The sequence below is a fragment of the Croceicoccus mobilis genome, from assembly GCF_001661965.1.
Classification (GTDB): Bacteria; Pseudomonadota; Alphaproteobacteria; order Sphingomonadales; family Sphingomonadaceae; genus Croceicoccus; species Croceicoccus mobilis.
Genome location: NZ_LYWZ01000028.1, coordinates 256,399 through 274,066, shown reverse-complemented (window position 1 = coordinate 274,066; position 17,668 = coordinate 256,399). Strand labels below are relative to the sequence as shown.

General features: G+C 61.9%; 15 protein-coding genes. 1 reads left to right on the top strand and 14 read right to left on the bottom strand.

Annotated elements, in window-relative coordinates; all coding sequences use genetic code 11:
- Positions 1–2 precede the first annotated feature (2 nt).
- The 4 genes from A9D13_RS19115 to A9D13_RS19100 form a co-directional block, all read right to left on the bottom strand.
- Entirely contained in the window at positions 3–1,064 is a 1,062-nt protein-coding gene (locus tag A9D13_RS19115; protein ID WP_066777510.1) for a phospholipase D family protein, read from the bottom strand.
- Positions 1,065–1,185: 121 nt separating this feature from the next.
- Entirely contained in the window at positions 1,186–2,382 is a 1,197-nt protein-coding gene (locus tag A9D13_RS19110) for a tyrosine-type recombinase/integrase (RefSeq protein ID WP_066777508.1), read from the bottom strand.
- Entirely contained in the window at positions 2,379–3,551 is a 1,173-nt protein-coding gene (locus A9D13_RS19105; RefSeq protein ID WP_066777657.1) for a site-specific integrase, read from the bottom strand. The genes A9D13_RS19110 and A9D13_RS19105 overlap by 4 nt, the downstream gene beginning before the upstream one ends.
- A gap of 601 nt (positions 3,552–4,152) precedes the next feature.
- Positions 4,153–4,374: a hypothetical protein gene (locus A9D13_RS19100; RefSeq protein WP_066777505.1), complete on the bottom strand. Its 222-nt coding sequence runs from the start codon at positions 4,372–4,374 to the stop codon at positions 4,153–4,155.
- A gap of 343 nt (positions 4,375–4,717) precedes the next feature.
- Between A9D13_RS19100 and A9D13_RS19095 the strand changes: the two genes are divergently transcribed.
- A complete protein-coding gene (locus tag A9D13_RS19095; protein WP_066777502.1) occupies positions 4,718–4,984 on the top strand; it encodes a DUF6437 family protein in 267 nt (88 codons plus the stop codon).
- A 66-nt stretch (positions 4,985–5,050) separates the two neighbouring features.
- On the opposite strand, the gene A9D13_RS19090 is transcribed toward A9D13_RS19095, so the two are convergent.
- The 10 genes from A9D13_RS19090 to A9D13_RS19045 all read right to left on the bottom strand — a co-directional run bounded on the left by A9D13_RS19090 (position 5,051) and on the right by A9D13_RS19045 (position 17,637).
- Positions 5,051–5,449, bottom strand: coding sequence for a single-stranded DNA-binding protein (locus A9D13_RS19090; RefSeq protein WP_066777499.1), 399 nt, complete (start codon positions 5,447–5,449; stop codon positions 5,051–5,053).
- 267 nt (positions 5,450–5,716) lie between these two features.
- Complete coding sequence (locus A9D13_RS19085) at positions 5,717–5,986, bottom strand: hypothetical protein (RefSeq protein WP_066777497.1); 270 nt, start codon at positions 5,984–5,986, stop codon at positions 5,717–5,719.
- 69 nt (positions 5,987–6,055) lie between these two features.
- The gene (locus A9D13_RS19080) at positions 6,056–6,991 is read right to left on the bottom strand and encodes a DUF2493 domain-containing protein (protein ID WP_066777495.1); all 936 of its coding nucleotides are present in this window, start codon (positions 6,989–6,991) and stop codon (positions 6,056–6,058) included.
- A gap of 218 nt (positions 6,992–7,209) precedes the next feature.
- Positions 7,210–7,650 (bottom strand): hypothetical protein, encoded by a 441-nt coding sequence (locus A9D13_RS19075; RefSeq protein ID WP_066777490.1) that lies wholly within the window; start codon positions 7,648–7,650, stop codon positions 7,210–7,212.
- Positions 7,651–7,661: 11 nt separating this feature from the next.
- Entirely contained in the window at positions 7,662–8,591 is a 930-nt protein-coding gene (locus A9D13_RS19070; RefSeq protein ID WP_066777487.1) for an ArdC family protein, read from the bottom strand.
- A 184-nt stretch (positions 8,592–8,775) separates the two neighbouring features.
- Positions 8,776–9,603: a hypothetical protein gene (locus tag A9D13_RS19065; RefSeq protein ID WP_066777484.1), complete on the bottom strand. Its 828-nt coding sequence runs from the start codon at positions 9,601–9,603 to the stop codon at positions 8,776–8,778.
- Positions 9,600–10,535 carry an MvdC/MvdD family ATP grasp protein gene (locus A9D13_RS19060; RefSeq protein WP_066777478.1) on the bottom strand — a complete coding sequence of 312 codons (936 nt, stop codon included), beginning with the start codon at positions 10,533–10,535 and terminating at the stop codon, positions 9,600–9,602. The genes A9D13_RS19065 and A9D13_RS19060 overlap by 4 nt, the downstream gene beginning before the upstream one ends.
- Before the next feature lie 9 nt (positions 10,536–10,544).
- Positions 10,545–11,057 carry a hypothetical protein gene (locus tag A9D13_RS19055; protein ID WP_188713476.1) on the bottom strand — a complete coding sequence of 171 codons (513 nt, stop codon included), beginning with the start codon at positions 11,055–11,057 and terminating at the stop codon, positions 10,545–10,547.
- A 254-nt stretch (positions 11,058–11,311) separates the two neighbouring features.
- Positions 11,312–13,285: a ParB/RepB/Spo0J family partition protein gene (locus tag A9D13_RS19050; protein ID WP_066777473.1), complete on the bottom strand. Its 1,974-nt coding sequence runs from the start codon at positions 13,283–13,285 to the stop codon at positions 11,312–11,314.
- 104 nt (positions 13,286–13,389) lie between these two features.
- Positions 13,390–17,637 (bottom strand): strawberry notch family protein, encoded by a 4,248-nt coding sequence (locus A9D13_RS19045; RefSeq protein ID WP_066777471.1) that lies wholly within the window; start codon positions 17,635–17,637, stop codon positions 13,390–13,392.
- Between the last annotated feature and the right edge of the window lie 31 nt (positions 17,638–17,668).

Genomic DNA, 17,668 nt, shown 5'->3' with positions numbered 1-17,668 from the left:
GATCAAATATAGCCGAATCGTCGCCCGCTGGGCCCATTCCTCGTCACAAACTGGGCATCAATGCCCTTCGATTGTTTAACAATATTTTTGAATTCTTGGCTCGTGATTTTGAGCAACTGCATATTGAATTTCTTAGTTCCAGGAAGTTTCCGGAAAACGATTGCAAGATCGGAACGGTTCGCTCCTGATGCAGGCCTCGTTGTTGTTCGGTTGACTGCGGATTGAATGGACGCGGAATTGAGCATCAGGCGCCACATGTCGTTCCGCACCCGTTTCGTGAAAACGAGCGCGTGCTCCTGTCCATCAACAGTGACGAACCTTCTCTTTTCCGGTGAAGCACTCAACGCAAAGTAGGGCATCATTGCCTTTGGGAACTCAAGGTCTCGCCCGCCAGCATTTGCGCTACCGACTTCGAGCCAAGCGATAGTTGCGCTTTTTGGACTGCCGTCAAACGTAGGTTCTTCGCCTACAGCCTCGTGGGGATCAGGTTCAGGTGGAGCGGCTCCGATGTCAGCAACCTTCTTTCGTTGCTTCTTCGCCTTTTTGAACAGTTCCTTGTAGTCAGAAAGCTCCTGGACGGTGAGAGAGTGACCCAAGTTCCACATCTCCCGCCATTGCTTCTTAAGGGCGTTGGCTTCCTTTGCGGCCTCGGCGGTCAGTATCACGGCAACTTCCCCATTCTTGCGGAGACCGTTTACCGTCATGTTTCCCGAGCCAATGGCGGCAGCAGCATTGCTCTTTTCGCTCGAAGACCAAAGGAGGTACATCTTGGGGTGAAATCTGCGTGATGGTGTAAGCTTCACAACACGCAGTTCGCTACCGGGCAACTGCTCTATGTATTCCAGCGCTTCTGGCTGGCTGATCGCGTCGTCTAGACCGACTACCCATCTTGATACTTGCGGGATGCCACCCACCGCCAAGGCGAGCGCTTTCACGCCGGGTAAAGTGGCGTACGCAACGGCGACATCCAGACGGTCGAAATTTCCCGCCGCACTGGAACCGGCTAAGGCCTTACCCAGCGTTTGGTCTGCCGCTCCACCCTGCGAGATCAGCGTCCACTTCAACGCAGACCGCCAAGAATGTGTATGATCGAATACCCAGTCATTGATGCACCCCCTCGAAACGCAGGATGCACATGAAAATTGAGAAGTCTACAGCACGATGCTTTATTCGTGCGTCACGAAGTCATTGAAGAGCCTGAGCAATAGCATCACCAATCTGCTGAACCGCTTCGAGCAAGTGACCGTCATCAAGGTGAGCATACCGGGCCGTGGTCTGCACATTTGCATGACCGAGCAACCGTCCGATCATCGGCAGGGTTTCCTTATTCATCGCCGCGTGGCTGGCAAAGGTGTGGCGCAGATCGTGGATCCGAACGCCGGGTAGTCCTGCCTCGTCTCTAAGCCTGCGCCAGAATCCGTTCACGCAGCGAAGCGGCTTGCGGTAGCTGTAGTTCCAGAACGGATATGGAATTCTCTCGAAGCGCGGAAGCGCGGCGATCACCTCGCGGGCTGCCGAGCCAAGCCAAACTGTACGCGGTCCGGTTTTGCTGTCGCGTAAGTGCAGCCGGTTGCCCTTGATGTCCGTCCATTCGAGCGAGAGGATTTCGCTCTTGCGACAACCGGTCAGCAACAGGAGCGTGATGGCCGCGCCCGCGCATTGCTTCGTGCGATCATCTGAAGATCGCAACTTCGCCAACTCGGCACCCAGACGGGCCAGCTCATCATTGGTAAGGAAGCGCTCGCACTGGCGCTTGCGGTTGGGCCGGACAGAGCGGCACGGGTTGGTGTTTTCGAGCCGGTAGCCCCATTCCTCGGCCTTGTTCAGCATGTGCTTGAGGATTTCGAACGTCCGGTTCGATGCTCCTGGTCCGGTCCGATTGTTGAGGTCCGCAAACCAGCGCGTGACGTGGCCTTCGTTGAGTTCGTCTATGTAAACACCAGCGAAGGCGTCATCGAGATAGCGGCGACGGTAGCCGGTGTGCGTTTCCAGTGTCGACGCTTTCCAGCGTGGCGCCCAGCGATCCCAATACTCGGTCACGAAGTCGGCGAAGCTCGGCGCGGACCGGATGCGTTGGCGTTCGGTCGCGGGATCGCGACCGACCTGCGCGTAGGCGATAACGCGACGCGCGACCATCTGAGCCTGATAGCGAGTAAGGACTGATGCAGGCCCGATTGTGACCGTGCGCATACGGCCTGCCATGCGGGTCTGGACGATGTAGACGTTACGACCGCTCGGATAGTGGCGGATGCCAAAGCCGTGCTCTACACCGAGCCAAGTTGTCGTACGCGCCTTGCCTTTGGGAACGAGCTTGAAATTGACGCTTGCCCCGACCTCGGCAAGCGCCTCCTCGACGATCCGCTTGAGACTGGCGGCGGTCATGGCCTGAGGCCAATCGCTTGCGCCAGCGAGCCGGAAACTCGCTCGGCGGCTTCGCCGATTACATCATCGGACAAGTGGGCATATTTCGCGGTCGTCTCGACCAGCTTATGGCCAAGCAGCTTGCCAATGGTCGATAGCGGCACGTTGTCCATGATTGCGGTCGAAGCGAAGCTATGGCGCAGATCATGGATGCGAACGTCGGGCAAAGCGCAGCGCCGCCGGAAGACAAACCACCACTGGTCGAAGTTCACCGGACGCTTGCCGGTCTTGTTCGGGAATACCAGCTCACAATCTTCGCGCCGCTCGATCCCCGCAAGGATGTCCTGCGCCTGCGAATTGAGCCAGATCACCTTGGGGCCGGTCTTGCTGTCTGGCAGCAGCAGGCGCGGTGGCTTAACCCACTCCCAGCGCAGATTCGTGATCTCGCCAACGCGCGCGCCGGTGAACAGTAGCAGGCGAGCAATAGCGACCTCTGCCGGTCGGCCTGCCTCCGCCTCGCGCAAGGCCGCTCCGATCCGGCGATACTCGGCTGGCGTCAAATAGCGTTCGACGCTTTGCCGCTTGTAGCGCGGCATTCCTCGGCAGGGGTTCGAACCTGGCCGACGCATCTTGAGCGCTTCGGCATATTTGAACAGCGCGGACAGCACGGGCACGGCGCGGTTGAACTTCACCTCGCTCTCTCCCGCGCATCCATCGCGCCAGCGGTGGATGTCTGGTGGGAGGATGTCCGCTACGCGCTTGTCACCAAATGTGGGTTTGATGGTGAGCCGCCACGCATCCCAGTTCCGCTTGGTGGTCGATGGCTTCCAGACGTGCGAGAGATCATCCCAGTAGGCCTCGACGAAGTCGGTCATCGTCGGTGTGGCCTTGACCACGGCGCGCTTGGGCAATCCGTCGAGCGCGGCTTCGGCAAGGATGCGACGGGCTTGCGCCCTCGCCAGCCCCGCCTCAAGCTCGTCGGTTCGGCCAAGAGTGATACGACGATGCTTCCCGCGATGGCGCAAGCGAACGAACCAGAAGTAGTTGCCGCTCGGCCTTACGCGCAGGCCGAATCCTGCAAGCTCGGTGTCCCATATGCAATATTCGCGCTCGCGCAGCGGCAATTTGCGGCGGGCAAAATTCCCATCGAGAAGCGCTCTGCGCGCGGACCTTCGACGCTTGGGGACCATATGGCATTCGCCCTCATGCAAGCTGCCCCCAGAACCCTTGAAAATTCTGTCATTTGCGGGGACCGGGCGGCATTCAACAGCGCCCTCTCTGCCGAGCACCTTGAGCGTTTCGCGCACTGATTTTATTGCACTTTTTCCCAAAACACAGCAGTGCTACTGCGTACGGTGTGCCAATTCTGTTCCCCATTGCGCGGCGAGATCCAGTGATCATGGTCGCTCCTTTCTCGAAGGCATTTTCCAACTGAGCCCTCGGAGGCGCGAGCATCCAGTTCGCGACCGTTATTGAGCCTGATCTGCGTTTGAATGAATACCACGCACAAGGTCCGCACCCCCGCAAAGGCTGCGGCAAAGGAGCGCGTGCGGTGCCCGGGACCGGGGCCTGTCGGTTCCCGCGTCACCGCGCCGGTCCGGCCCGCTGCCGCTCGGGAGTGCGCGCGGGGCCCAGAACAAAAATGGCCGCGCCCGCAGGAGCACCGCCGAAGGCGGGGCGGGACCGAGCGCGACCCCAGCCCCGCTCCGCTCCGCTTTTCGACCCGCTCCAGGAAAAGCAAACACGAAAAAAGGGCAGGAACCGTCACCGGCTCCTGCCCTCGTATGGTCGTCAGTATTCGTCCAGCATGGCCCCATGGACCGTGTGCACCACGCGGCTGGCGAGGTGCGCAGGCAGTGCGTTGTAGTCACCCTCGTCCAGGGCGAAATAGCCCAGGTCTTCATCTTCCACCACGTGCTGGTCGAAGAAACTGTGCTGGGCGCGCCTTTCGGCAACTGCAAGCGCTTCGAAATAGCTGTGCGCGTTCATGTCCAAGGTGCTGACTGTAGTCATGATATCCTCCTGAAACCTGTCGCTGAGACGACAGGAAACAGGCGGAGGGGCATGGGGCCGGCGGGTCAGGGATCGCCCCGAGGGCGACCGCGAAGCGGCGGTGGGGGCAACGATTTTGTCGGACCAGAGCAAAGCGCAGGGGAGGCAAAATGGTGGGGCCCCGCCGTCCTTGACGCGCCGGCCCCATGCCCATCACCCTTGGAATTCGGTGAGCCAGCCCCCTCCCCCGCTCCATTACGTAGTGCAAGGGACGACCTGCGCGATTGGACTTTCCTACAGGCTGTGCCCGGGTGCATGTTGATCGATGGGAGGATCCACCGAGGGGTGCAGGAAAGGAACCCCGATGCCAACCAAACGAAGCGCTGTCGCAGCACTCCGGAAACTCGAAGCCGACCGACTGGCACTCGCCGAGCGCCAGAAGCAACTTGAGGAGCAAGCCGCCCTTGAACTGGGCCGCATCATCCTAGGCACGGGACTTGAGACCTTCTCGAAGAAGGCGCTCGCAAGAGTTGCCGGAGAGCTTGGAAAGCTGGGCGAAGAGGCGTCTCTGCAGAGGCTGCTTCCACCGGCTCGCTCATCTTCTCGCACCGAACAGTCATCGGGAGAGTAGGAACAGCAAGAAGGGGCCCTGTCCGGTAGGACAGGACCCCTTCAGGAGGGAGGCCGACGGGAGAGTTCAGTCGATCTCGGGAGCGTCGGTGTTGTCGTTGTCGTCACTCGAGCCGTTACCGCGGGAGAGGAAGTCGACCTTGTCGGCGAGGATCTCGGTGCCGTAGCGCGTGACGCCGTCCTTGTCCTCCCACTGGGTGTAGTGGATGCGGCCCTGGACCGATACCAGTTGGCCCTTGGAGCAGTACTGGCCGACGGTCTTGGCGAGGCCGTTGAAGCAGGTCACGCGGTGGAACTCGCTTTCCTTGGCGGTGTAGCCGTTCTCGTCCTTGTAGGTCTTGCCGTCCTTGTCGCGCGCAGGGCGATCGGTGACGACGGTGATCCCGGTGACATTGGTGCCGCCCTTGGTCTCGCGGGTGTCGGGATCGCGAGCGATGCGGCCGGTGAGGATTGCGATATTGGTCATGGTTGTATTCCTTCAGTTCCTCAAACCGGAGACCATCTCCGGCTTGCGAACATCTGAAAGAAGCAGGGCATGGGAGGACTGCACCGCAGGAGCAAAGCTCCAAGGGAAACCTGTTCATGACGGGTGGTGCGGGCAGGCAGCGCAGCTGCCAACACGGCCGGAAAGGAACGGGTTGCGGCTCCTCAGCTGACCTGGTTCAGGACTGTTCGCGAAGAAAGCCGGATGGGTATCAGGTGCGGGTCTGAAGGTGCCAAGACCGAGCTGCAATCAACTTACCCCATCGCCCTCCGATGCCGCCAGAAGATCCATGAAGTTGCGGGCTGCCTCCCGGTCTTCCTCGCTTTCGAACGCCACATCGAGATCGGGGGCGGACCCGAACATGTGCAGGAACGACCACAGCGCAAAGCGCTTGCCCCGGTCCTTCTCAAGGCCGAGATCGACCCGGCAATGCTCAATGCCGGCTGCAAAGGTGTCGGGAGAAACCCCGGAGAGGTCGGTGGTGGCAAAGTAGCGCTGCAGCAGATCGTCAAGTTGCATGACCGGTCCATAGTAGGGTCGGCGCCGAATGCACATCCAGGCAATTCAGATATGGATGACGAAGGGCCCTCAGGCCCCTGGAGAGGTACCCAAGAGGCCGCGACGATCGACGACGGTGATACGGCGCGCCTTGGCATCGATGACAAGCCGTTCGGTTACACCATTGCCCGGAAAGGCGACGACGTAACGCGGACCCAGCGAAAGCATCTGCTCGTTGCGCTTGAACCCGGCGCGGGCACCGAGACGACGATCGAGCGAATAAGTCAGCTGCTGGACTTCGCGGCGTTCGGCCCAGCTGGCGGCCAGGCGATCGGCACCCTTGCCGTCGCCGCCATGGACCAGGAAGAGATCGGGAACCGCATCGCGAACCTTGTCCAGCGTTGCCCAGATATTGTCGGCATAAACGCGCGCGTCCTCGGCGCTCTCGAAGGTCTGACGACCACCGGCAAAGACGATTGGAGTTCCTTCCGGGATCAGGGCATGACGCCGGTTCTCGGCACGCGCGCGGAGGAAATCGCGGGCATCGATCACAGCCGAGGTAAGGTGGCGCGAATGGCTCGTGCGCGAGCCGGAAACGGGCTTCCACGAGGAACCGGTCTCGTCGCGATAGAGTGCTGCCGCAGCCTCGCGCATCTGTTCGAAGGCCAGCATGCTGGCTTCGGCAGCCTGCGCGCGCTCGACCTGCTCTTCCAGATTGCTCGAATGCACTTCGGAGCCATCGGCTGATGCGAGGAGGACCCGGATCTCGTCGCTCGCCCGGTCAAGCTGAGCGGACTTCCGGCTGGCGGCACGGTGAAAGAGATTGACCACGCCCCATGCAATGTCCTCGGCATCGGCCTCCAGGGCCGTGTCGGAAAACATCGCGAAAAGATCGGACCAGACTGCAGCGAGGGTGTGCTCGATCGCGTCCTCGCAGGGAAAGTCGGTTTCGTTGAAGGGAGCTGGCCTGATGCTGAGGCCTGAAAGGTCAAGGCCGCTCAACTGGTCGATGAAGCTGTCGTACATGGGGTGTCTCCTGATCGCGGGGACAAGGAAAGGAGGCACCATTGCCTCGGCCCTGTCCGCCGGAGCCCGATCAGGGCCGGGAGAAGGGGCGTGACGCACCGCGCAGCGGGAAACCTGCGGCCCTAGGCTGGCGCGGGCAACACGGGCCGACGGGCCGCAGGTTGCGGCGCGCCCCGACCGGCCAAGGGCCTCTCCCGGCGGACTGGGACGAGGCAGGATCAGGCCCCGGTGTCACAGGTGGATCGGGAGCGCTCGAAGATCGCTTCGCCATTCGAGAACCGACCGACCATGCGCAGCTCACCGAACAATTCGATGAACCTTGCCGACACCTGGTCGAGCCAGTGCCGTGCCCTCGCCGCTCGTGGGATGTAGAAATCGGCCTCCCAGTACCGGGCATCATCGCGTTCGGCGAGCCAGATCGCCGCGAGCCCGCAATAGGTCGATATGCCGCATTCGGCGAAGGCGTTGCGCAGGAGGATACGGTCCTCGCGGCCGCGCCATCCCTCGAAGCGCTCGAATGAAGGAAAGGTCGCCTTTGTGGTATCGATGACCTCGTCGACAAGGCACTCGTAGGCCCAGTCGACATCGTCGTCTTCGCCGTCATCAAGCAGGCGAAAGGCAACCACGGAGCCGGTTGGATAGCTGACGGAACGTCCCATCGCACTGCTCCTCAGGCTGCATCAGCGAGATCGATGTCGGTCTCGCCTTCGTTAGATTGCTGGCCACCCAGTTCGAGCAACAGGCTTGCCGCTTCCTCGGCCTTTGCTGCAGCCGTCAGGATCGCGCGCTCGTCCGATTTGAGGATCTTGAGCCAGGACGCGATGTAGCTGGCGTGATGGTCGAGATGGGTAACGGGAAGACCCAGTTCTGCCCCGAGAATGGCCGAGGAAAGTTCGGCGATCAGTTCCTCGGCAGCATAGGCGTCGCTTCCGAAGCGGTTCTTGAGATCGCGGTCGAGCCGCGAGGAATGCCCCGTCCAGTGCGACAGCTCGTGCGAGAGCGTCGCGTAATAGTGGTCATAAGCTTCGAATAGCTCGGCCGGCGGCATGGTGACGCGGTCGCGCAGCGGCTCGTAATAGGCCTGGGCGCCATGATGGCGCAGGTCAGCGCCGATCTCGGCGAAAAAGGTATCAAGCCGCTCTTCGCGTCCTTCGGGCTCAAGCGCGGCAACCAATGGTTTGGGGTGATAGAATGTGGGGAGGCCATCGCACTGATCGGCATTGAACACGGCATAGGCCTTGAGCACGCGCCGGTTCTCGGTGTCGGCCTCGCCTTCGGCGTTCTCAACCTCCTTGGTGTAGCTCTTGTAGAAGATTGCGATGGTCGACTTTTCGCCCTTGCGGACCTGACCCCCGAGCGCCTGACATTGGCGATAGGTCATCCAGTAGGGCGATGCGTAGCCGCAGCCATCGGCCACCATCCACAACCAGAAGGTGTTCATGCCGCGATAGGGCGTCCCGCAGGAGCGCAAGGGCCGGGAGACCGGCACACCGCGCCATGGCTTGACCCAGGGCTTAGTGCCCTGTTCGAGCTTTTCGATAATGGCGGCGGTGATGCGCTGGGCTGGCGAAGCAGAGGCAGTGCGGCGGGACTTGGTCATGGGAGTTCTCCTGAACGCCGGGACGGGCATGCCCCGGTTCAGGAAGAGCAAAGCTCCCTCTGCTCTAGCACTTGATGGCGCCTTTGCGCCCAAATTTGGAATGGTCGTGATGAAGGAGGCTGATCCTAACAGCATATGTCGGGGCCTCAGCCTGACGGAAGCACCTCACCCATCAATACTGCGTTCAGTCCTTTCGAACGCCCCTTGGAGGTCCGCCGGCATCTGAGTCCGGTTGTGCTAGCGGTGCCTCAGGAGGCCCAGTGGAAGACGTGTCCGAAGAGCCGACCACCGGATGGTCGTCTTCCGGCAACGCTTCTCTACTTTCACCAGAGACCTCTCCGGTGGCTTCGGCAGCAATTGTTGCTGCGGCCGTCGGAGTATCTTTGAGCGACCCGTCGACATCGTCAATCGTCCAATCAACTGCATAGAAGATTGGGTCGAGCGCGAGCAGGAGCACGAACGCCGCGAATGCGCGGATGAGATGTTCGTGGGTAACCTTGATGCAGGTGACCTTCCGGTTGACTGCGTTTCTCGACCGGCGGGAAGCGAGCAGTGTGCTGCGTGTCAGCCTGCGGAGCGGTTGACGCGTGCTCCAAGCAGCCGCGATCTCTCCTTCCACGACCCGCTCGAAGCCCGAAACCTGCAATGTTCGGAACGCGTGGTATCCCGCAGCCGCCAAGTAGATCGTGGCCACGCTCAGGACGAGCAGTTTCAACCAAGTCGGGGCCGGACCAGCTCGTTCCTCCCAAGTCGCCGCCTGGAACGCGATGATAAGAGGGACCAGCGCCGCGAGAACGGCGAGATAGGTCGTAGCCTTTGTTTCAGCAGTGCGGACCCTAGCGGTCTCGGCATCGGCCACGCGTTGGGCCTCCGCAAGCGCGCGGGCGGGATCGTTGTTGAACTTGGCAGACTCGATGGCGGCGATATCGTTGGCGAGGCCTTCGTTCTGTGCTTTGTTCTCAGCGTCCGACAGAGGCTCGGCATAGGGGAACAGGAAGTCGCGGAGATTCATCGTACCAGGCCCGAAACGATAGCTTCTGCGATCCGAGCGCCGGTGCGTTGCTCAATCCAAGCCCATTGGCCGTTTGGATTAGCCTCGAGGAACCAGAAAGTGCCGTCAGGATCTTCGACGAGATCAATCGCAGAGTACCGCAGATCGAGAGAACGCGTAACTGCGACGCAGGCCTTTTCGACCTCGTGAGGCAGAGTGAAAGCGCGATGCTCCAAGTCCGTCCGCACGCCCTTGCGCCAGTCGACACTTGTTTCTTCGTGCGCCTGCGATTCGATCATGGTCGCGAACACTTGGTCGTCGACGACTATAACGCGCACATCCGCACGCTTGGGTACCTCACTCTGCAGGATCACCGGTGCGCTTTCGATTCCAGTCAGCCCGTTGTCCTGTTCGATTCGCGAGGTGAAAACGACTTTGCCGGCGCCCCCGTCTTCGATGAGTGCATGGCGTAGCGGCTTCGCCACGATTGCACCGTCCGCCAAGAAGTTCTTCGCATGCTCAGCATCGTTTGTAATCAGAGTCCGCGGAACCTGCAGCCCTTCCGCGCGTGCAACGGCAAGCTGTCTTGGTTTGTCCTCAGCTCGCAGTATCGCAAAGGGACAATTGAGCCACCGCCCTTCGAGCGCGTTCCACACGCTCCTTAGTATGGCTGACCATTCCGCCTGCATATAGGCAGCGGTTGACGGCGCATTATGGGGGATTTCCGGCGGAAGGGGGCGGCGGTAATAGGCGCCGGTCACCTCGCTGAGTTCAAGTTCGCGTGTTCGATTGACGAGGCGCATACAGGATGGATCACCGTTCGGCAGTAAGACGCGGTATTCAAGCATGTCCTCAGTGTTGAGCCTGTGGAACACCACGGCCCTACGCTCAAGCTCAAGGGCTATGAAATCCGTAGTCACGTCGCGCCTGTTGGTGGCCAGAAGGACGGTCATCGGGGCCGTTCAGATCAACATTCCAGCTTGGTCGTCAGTCTCTTGCTGGACATCGGTCTTTGTCTGCAGCTCAGGGAGTGCAAGCGATGCATCTTGATCGTCCGCCTCCTGCCTAACCTTGGTCAGCGTAGAGGTCTCCGCCATCGGGGCCAAGCTCTGGTCTTGGTCGTCGGCCTCTTGCTGTACCTCGGTCAATGTCCTTGTCCCTCCGAACGCCATCATGTCATGGTCTTGGTCGTCCGTCTCCTGCCGCACGCGGGTTGTGGTCGACGTCTCTCCCAAGACGCCGCGCGCTTGGTCGTCGTCGTCCGCCTCTACTTGGGTCATGGTCTTAGTGTGGGTCTGGCCTAACATCGTTGCCCCGGCCTCGACGATCGGGATCTCGACGCCCTCGGCCTCGACGACCCACATCTGGCGACGGTCGCTGTAACGACCGCGCAACTCCTCGACTTCCCCACTTCGCTCAGTGGCGAACCCCATTAGGAATGGCTCAGCTCGTCGCGTCAGGGTATTCGTCGTCATTCCTGCTTTCGTTCCCTTCTTGTCAGGTGCTTGTATCGCTCCGCACATGTGGTGGCGATCGTGGTTCTCGTGATCGCTACACCCTTTCTCTAGAAGCCAAAAAAATCAATACAGCGGCACATTTATCTCCTGCTTTTGGCGTCTGATCATCTAGCGGGAGTGGTCATCTATCGAACCGATATCTGACATGAAAGGGCGGCCCGTCCCGATTGGGACGGACCGCCTGCCGAGTGACCTGGACCTGTCAGGAGGGGTCAGGCAGCCTGCTCGGCAATCTCGTCAGTTTCTTCGGCGTTGACCGCCTCGCCTCCTTCGTGGTCGGCCAATTCGACTTCTTCGGAACCGGCAAAACGCATAAATGTCGGCACCCAGGCCTGTGCCCGTTCTTTAATCTCAGCCTCTCCGATGAAGTTGCCGGAGAAGATGCGCTCGGCAGCGCTCGCCAGTTCGGCCTTCTTGGAGGCTGCATAGCGACTGACCAGTTCGGGACCGCCGGCGGCATCGAGCGCCTCGAGCGTGCGGGCCTTAGCCACCCGGTCGAAGTAGTTGTTCGCCGTGGGACGCCACCAATGCGCGGTCTCGATTTCGAGGAGCGAGCCGAGCGCCTCGTGCATCGGCACCGAACGCTCGCCTCCGCAGGACAGGCTGGCAACGAGTGTGCGCGAGACGACATGACCAAGCCATGCCGAGCGCGCCTCGTCGGAAAGTGCCCGGAACCTGGCAAACCGCTCGACATCGCTCTCGCCAGCACGCCAGCTTTCATCGAGCGACCCCGCGAATTTGGCCAGAGCAGCACTCGCCGGCGCATCCTTGGCCTCAAACCCGGTGACCGGGCCGGACGCTACCGATCCGACAAGCGTCGACGCTTTCCTGGCGCGCCAATCATGCCCATCGGCATCGGCAAGCGTGAAGACCATGAAGTCGAGCGCCAGTGCCGGATCGTTGGCCAGATGGATGGCCAGGATATCGCGGCGTTGCATCGCGAGCTCGTCGAGCAGGCGCTGCGACAACGAGCTTCCCGTGGGCTTCGCCGGACCGTTCTCTTCAATGGCCTCGACCACACCTTCGTCAGCGATGACCTCGGTCTCGGTGTAGAATTGTGGGACCAAGGTCGGCTCGCCATTGCGCGAGAGGACGAGGAAGGCACCGGCCTCGGATTTCAGTTCGTCGGCGAGCACTGGCGGCCGGTCATTGAGAGCGCGCATGGCGCGGTCGATCGAGACAAGTTCTTCTTCCGCTTTGGCGACCTCGCTTTCGTCGCTGTCCTCATCTTCGAGGATGGCCGCCGTCCGGTCGTAGTCGGCTTCAAGGTCGCTGAGCTCGCGGGCCTCCTCTTCGGTTAGCGGAGCCGGTTCGCATGGGAGCCGATTGAGGCCTTCGACGAGATCGTGGCTGACATAGTTCCCAAGCGTCGGTCGCACCCAGGCAAGTCCGTGTTCTTCAGCGACCCTTTTCGCAGCATCATCCATCGCTTTTTGGGCAAGGTCTTCGAGCAGCGCGACATCGATCCAGCTTTCGCTGGCTTCGTCGTCGAAGAGTTCACGTTCGATCCGGCCACCTGCAGCGAGGTACGCATCGCGCCCGACCAGAACCGCGCGCGGATCGGAGCCACGAACAGTGGCATCGAGCACCATGCGGCGGATCGTGTCTGGCGTGACCTGGTACCAGGCATCTTGCAGTTCAGCATAGACATGCGCCTGACGCTCGATGTCTGAGATCGCCCCATAGGCCTTTGCCATGTCGAGCGTGATCGCGCCTTCAGCGAGAGCTTCGAAGACACAAGGTGCAAGACCTGCCAGGCGCAGGCGGCCCTCGACGAAACGGACGGTGAGGCCGAAGCGGCGCGCCACGTCTTCCGTGGTAGCCCCTGCCTCAATGATGGAAGCGAAGGCCTGCGCCTCGTCGGCCGGGTTCATCGCTAGACGCTGGAAGTTCTCGGCAAGGCCGGCTTCGCGCACCTCGCTTTCCTCGCCTTCGATGACGAGGCAGGTGACCTCATGGCTTTCGGGCAAGGTGCCCTCTTCGGCCAGCGCCTGCAGCGCGGCGAGACGGCGACCGCCGGCCTCGACTTCGAACTTGCCGCGCTTTCCTTTGCGCACGACAAGGTTCTGCAGCAGACCGCGCGCAGCAATGTCTGCCCGCAGCTGGAGGTCGGCCAGCAGGTCGCTCGACTTGCGGACGTTGCGCGGGCTCGCCGCAAGCTTCTTCAAGGGGATCGACTGGATCATGGGTGTTCTCCTGATGGAATGAAGGCGCAGGTGAGGATCACGAGGCCCAAAAGCCCAAAGGGCTCCCTCCACTCTCATTCTGAGATTGGGGTCTGCCCGAGGGATCAGGCGGCAAGCGCGGGGAGGACCGATGAGGCTCTCGACACCGGGACGAACAGCCGCGTGCGGTAGCGGATGATCTCGGTGAAGCAGCCCTTGCCCTTGTACCAGTCGAGGCGATCGGGCGAGAATCCGGTCAGTTCAAGGCGCTGTTCGCCGCCGACCAGCGATCGCTTGACGGTCAAGGCATCGTGGCTTGCGAGGCCCAGCGGCTTGCCTCTGGCGATGACGAGCTCACCGATCTGGTCCGGCGCCGGACCGGTAACTCCGGAGAGGCCAAAGGTCTCAGCGATCGCAGCGAGATCGATATCGAGCACTTCGCGGCCGATGATCGACTGACCGTCCTCGGCAACGAGCCGGGTGACGCGGACATGATCGCCTGGCAGGCGCTTCCAGACCGGAAGCAACAGTCCGGTGGCGAGATGCACGCGCTCGGTCACCGGTGACTTGGCCGCTTGCTCTTCCTCGGCACGCCAGGCCCTCGTGAATGCGGTGACGCCAATATCTTCCCAGTGGCTTTCAGCGAGTGCCTCGATTGTCCAGTTCGCGGAGTTGAGCGGGCGCAAAAGGCGTCGGCGTTCGATCACTGCCCCGTCGTCGGCGATGAGGCGCCGGGCAGGAACCGACAGCGCGACCTTGCCTGAGCGTGCATTGCGCATCGGGATCGCGTGCGGGCTGCCGATCTCGTGCATCCGCACCAGGCGTTGCAATCGCAGAGGCCTAAGTTGCCTCATCACTTCGAGCGAGACGAGGCGGGTCTCGGCACCGGTCACAGGATCGGTGCGCAAGAGTTCGTCGGCGAGGACTGAGAAGCGATCGATCCTCACGGTTTCCAGTCCCTGGTCGAGCGTTCCGGCCTCGCGCGCGGCTTCTATCCGCGCCTCTACCAGCCCGAGATATTCGTCGAATATGGCGTTCTGGAGCGCAATCGGCAGGGCGAGAATGCGGTTGAGCCAGCGCTGGATCGTCGGGAGATTATCGGTCAGTCCGCCATCGGGGCTTTCAAGCCGGAGGCCGGTGCGTTCGACGAAGTTGCCGAAGGTGGTGGCTTCAAGCTTGCCGTCATAGAGCAGCTGGAACCAGCGGCTGAGCGCGTCGCGCGCATAGTCGCTTTCGAGATTGTCTGCCGGGTCGAACAGGTTCTGACCGCCGGTCTGGCGCTGACCGCGCGTAAGCGCGCCCAGTGCATCAAGCCTGCGCGCAATGGTCGAGATGAAGCGGCGTTCGCCCTTCACGTCGGTGGTGACCGGCCTAAACAGCGGGGCCGAGGCCTGATTGGTGCGGTTCGTGCGACCAAGACCCTGGATGGCGTTGTCGGCGCGCCATCCCGGTTCAAGCAGGAAGTGAACCCGGCGCTGCTGGTTCCTGGCGCCCAAGTCGGCATGATAGGAACGCCCCGTGCCGCCCGCATCCGAGAAAACCAGGATGCGCTTGGTCCCTTCCATGAAGTTTTGGGCTTCGGCGACATTGGCGCTGGGGCTACGCCGTTCGAGGCGCTGCTCACCATCGCGGCCCAGGACAAGCCTGCGGGTCCGGCCCGTCACCTCGGCGACGGCCTCGGTCCCGAAATGCTCGATGATCGCATCGAGCGCTGTCGCGATGGGCGGCAGCGCGCAGAGCTGCTCGATCAGCGCATCGCGCGCGGCGATGGCGCGCGGGCAGAAAACGGGATTGCCCTCCTCGTCGCTCATTGCCTCGGAGCGAAGATTGCCATCCTCGTCGGCGAAGACCTGCATCAATCGTACCGGGAAGCTCTTGGCGAGGTAGTCGATGACATATTCACGCGGGGACAGATCGATATCGAGAGCTTCGCGTTCTTCCACGGTAAGGTCGGCAAGGCGCCGGTCGAGCATGGCCTCGGCGGTCGAGACCAGCTGCACCACAACCGAATGGTCCTCTCCAAGCGCCGCTTCCATCGCGGGGATCAGGCTCGGCAGTTTCATCGAAAGCAAGAGCTGGGCAAAGAAGCGCTGCTTGGTGCCTTCGAAGATCGATAGCGCCGCAGCCTTGGCATTGCGGTTGAGCGTGTCGCCGCTGTCCTCGTCGATCACGCGGGTTGCTTCGAGCGCTGCTTCGAGGTTGCGGTGAATGATCGCCCAGGCATCGGCATAGGCATCATAGATTTTTATCTGCGCTTCGGTCAGGCTGTGTTCGAGGATCTCGTACTCGACCCCGGCGAAGGACAGCGCACGGGCAAGATAGAGGCCCTGGGCCTTGAGATCACGGGCGACGAGCTCCATCGCCGCGACGCCGCCAGCGCGGATTTCGGTCATGAACGCCTCGTGGGTCGGGAAAGCGGTCTCGGGTCCCCACAGGCCAAGGCGGGAAGTGTAACCGAGGTTGGCGATATCCGAAGCGCCAGTGGCAGACGCGTAGAGCACGCGGGCGCGCGGGAGATGGTTCTGCAGCCTGAGGCCCGCCATCCCTTGTTCGGAGCCCTTGACCTTGCCGCGGGCTGAAGAGCCCCCGAGCGCATTGGCCATGGCGTGGGCTTCGTCGAAAGCGATCACGCCATCGTAATCCTCGCCCGCCCAGGCAAGGATCTGGTCAAGGCGCGTATCTTCGGCGCGTCCCGAGCGCAGCGTCGGATAGGTGACGAAGAGAATGCCTTCGGACATCGTCACGCCAGACCCAAGTTTCCAGCGCGAGAGTGGCTGGAGATCGAGCGGCAGCCCGCCGAGCGCTTCCCAGTCGCGGCGTGCGTCTTCGAGCAGCGCCTCGTTCTTGGTGATCCAGATATGACGCCGCTCGCCTGCAAGCCAGCGATCCATGATCACCGCTGCGATCTGCCGCCCCTTGCCCGCACCGGTCCCGTCGCCGAGGAAAAAGCCCTGACGGTAGGCTTGGCCGTCCTCGGACAATTCCAGCGCGGTGGCTTCCTGACTGACTTTGAACTGGCCCGGCAGGTTGCGCGCGAATGCCTGCGCAGCGTAGACCAGTGTCTCGCACTGCGCTTCGGACAGAAGGCCGTCGGCCTGCCAACCTGCGGGAAGGCGCGGGCTAACGTCCGGCTGGGGCGCCGCGACCGAACCCATGGCGACCGATTCCACAAGCGGGGTGGGATGGACCGGCGCATCCTCGAACGCGATACGACTCGGCCGGTAGGGCAGGTAGATGCCGGTCTGTTCGGGTACAGGCGCAGGTTCGGCTAGGACCGAATAGGCAAGATTGGTCGCATTCGCTGTGGCTGCTGGTGTCGCTGCGAAAGGCGCCACAGGACGCACCGGCGCGCGATGCGTTGAGGTCTTGCCAACGAGGCGCACTGGCTTGCTGACTGGGAGGCGATGGAGGCTGGCGGAAATTTGCGCACGTGGCGGAAGCTCGGTAACAAGTTCGCCGAGCGCGATCAGGTCGCATGTATCTCCAGCGATAACTGGCGCGGACGCAGTCGGCACCTTGTCGATCACGACCAGACGAACAGCGATGCCCGTTCCGGTCCGGCGAAACATCTGCTGCAACCGGACATCGAGGAGCAGCGATGCTTCCTCCTGAGCCTCGGCGAAGGAGGAGGCCTCGAAGCCTTCGGGCATGATGGCGACAATCCTCGCTCCAACGGCGGCAGACCGGATCGCGCTTCGCAGGTGGCGCTGGGCTGTATCGCCGTCCTTGCCGCGCTCCTGGCTGCGGGCGAACGGCGGGTTCATCAGCACGACCGATGGTGCAGGACCGCGAAGCAGGTCCGCGATCAGTTCCCCGTCATGCGCGGTGATCGTGGTCGAAGGGAAGATGTGGCCCAGGCCGTCTCGTCTTGCCGGATCGATCTCGTTGAGGACCAATGAGGCGTTCTGGACGCTGCCCCAGAGAGAAAGAGCGCCATTGCCTGCGGACGGTTCGAGGAGCGTGTCTTGCGCAGAGACGGCTGCGGCCTTCGCCATCAGCCAGGCCAGCATCGGCGGGGTCGAGAACTGTTGGAGCTCGACCTGTGCTTCGCTGCGCACGTGCCGCGGCGGCAAGGCAGCCTCGAGCCAGTCGAAACGCGCTTCTGCTTCATGCACGCTTGTCGCCAGATCGATGCGTGAAGATTCCCGTAGCCACAGCATTGCGCCGATCTCGGTCGCGTTGTTGTAGTCATCGATGGTCCAGGCGCTTCCCCAGTCCAGGGCGCCGGTGTCTTTGGCGAACAGGCCGGAAATGTCAGGTCGAGTGAGGTGGCATCCATCCGCAAGTCGCCGGGCAATTTGTTCACCGATTGCGAAAGCGAGCGGAACCGTGCTTGATGTTTGACGGTCTGGGAAAAAGTCTGACTGGAACATGGCAATTCGTCCTCCTGATGAGGGCATCGGG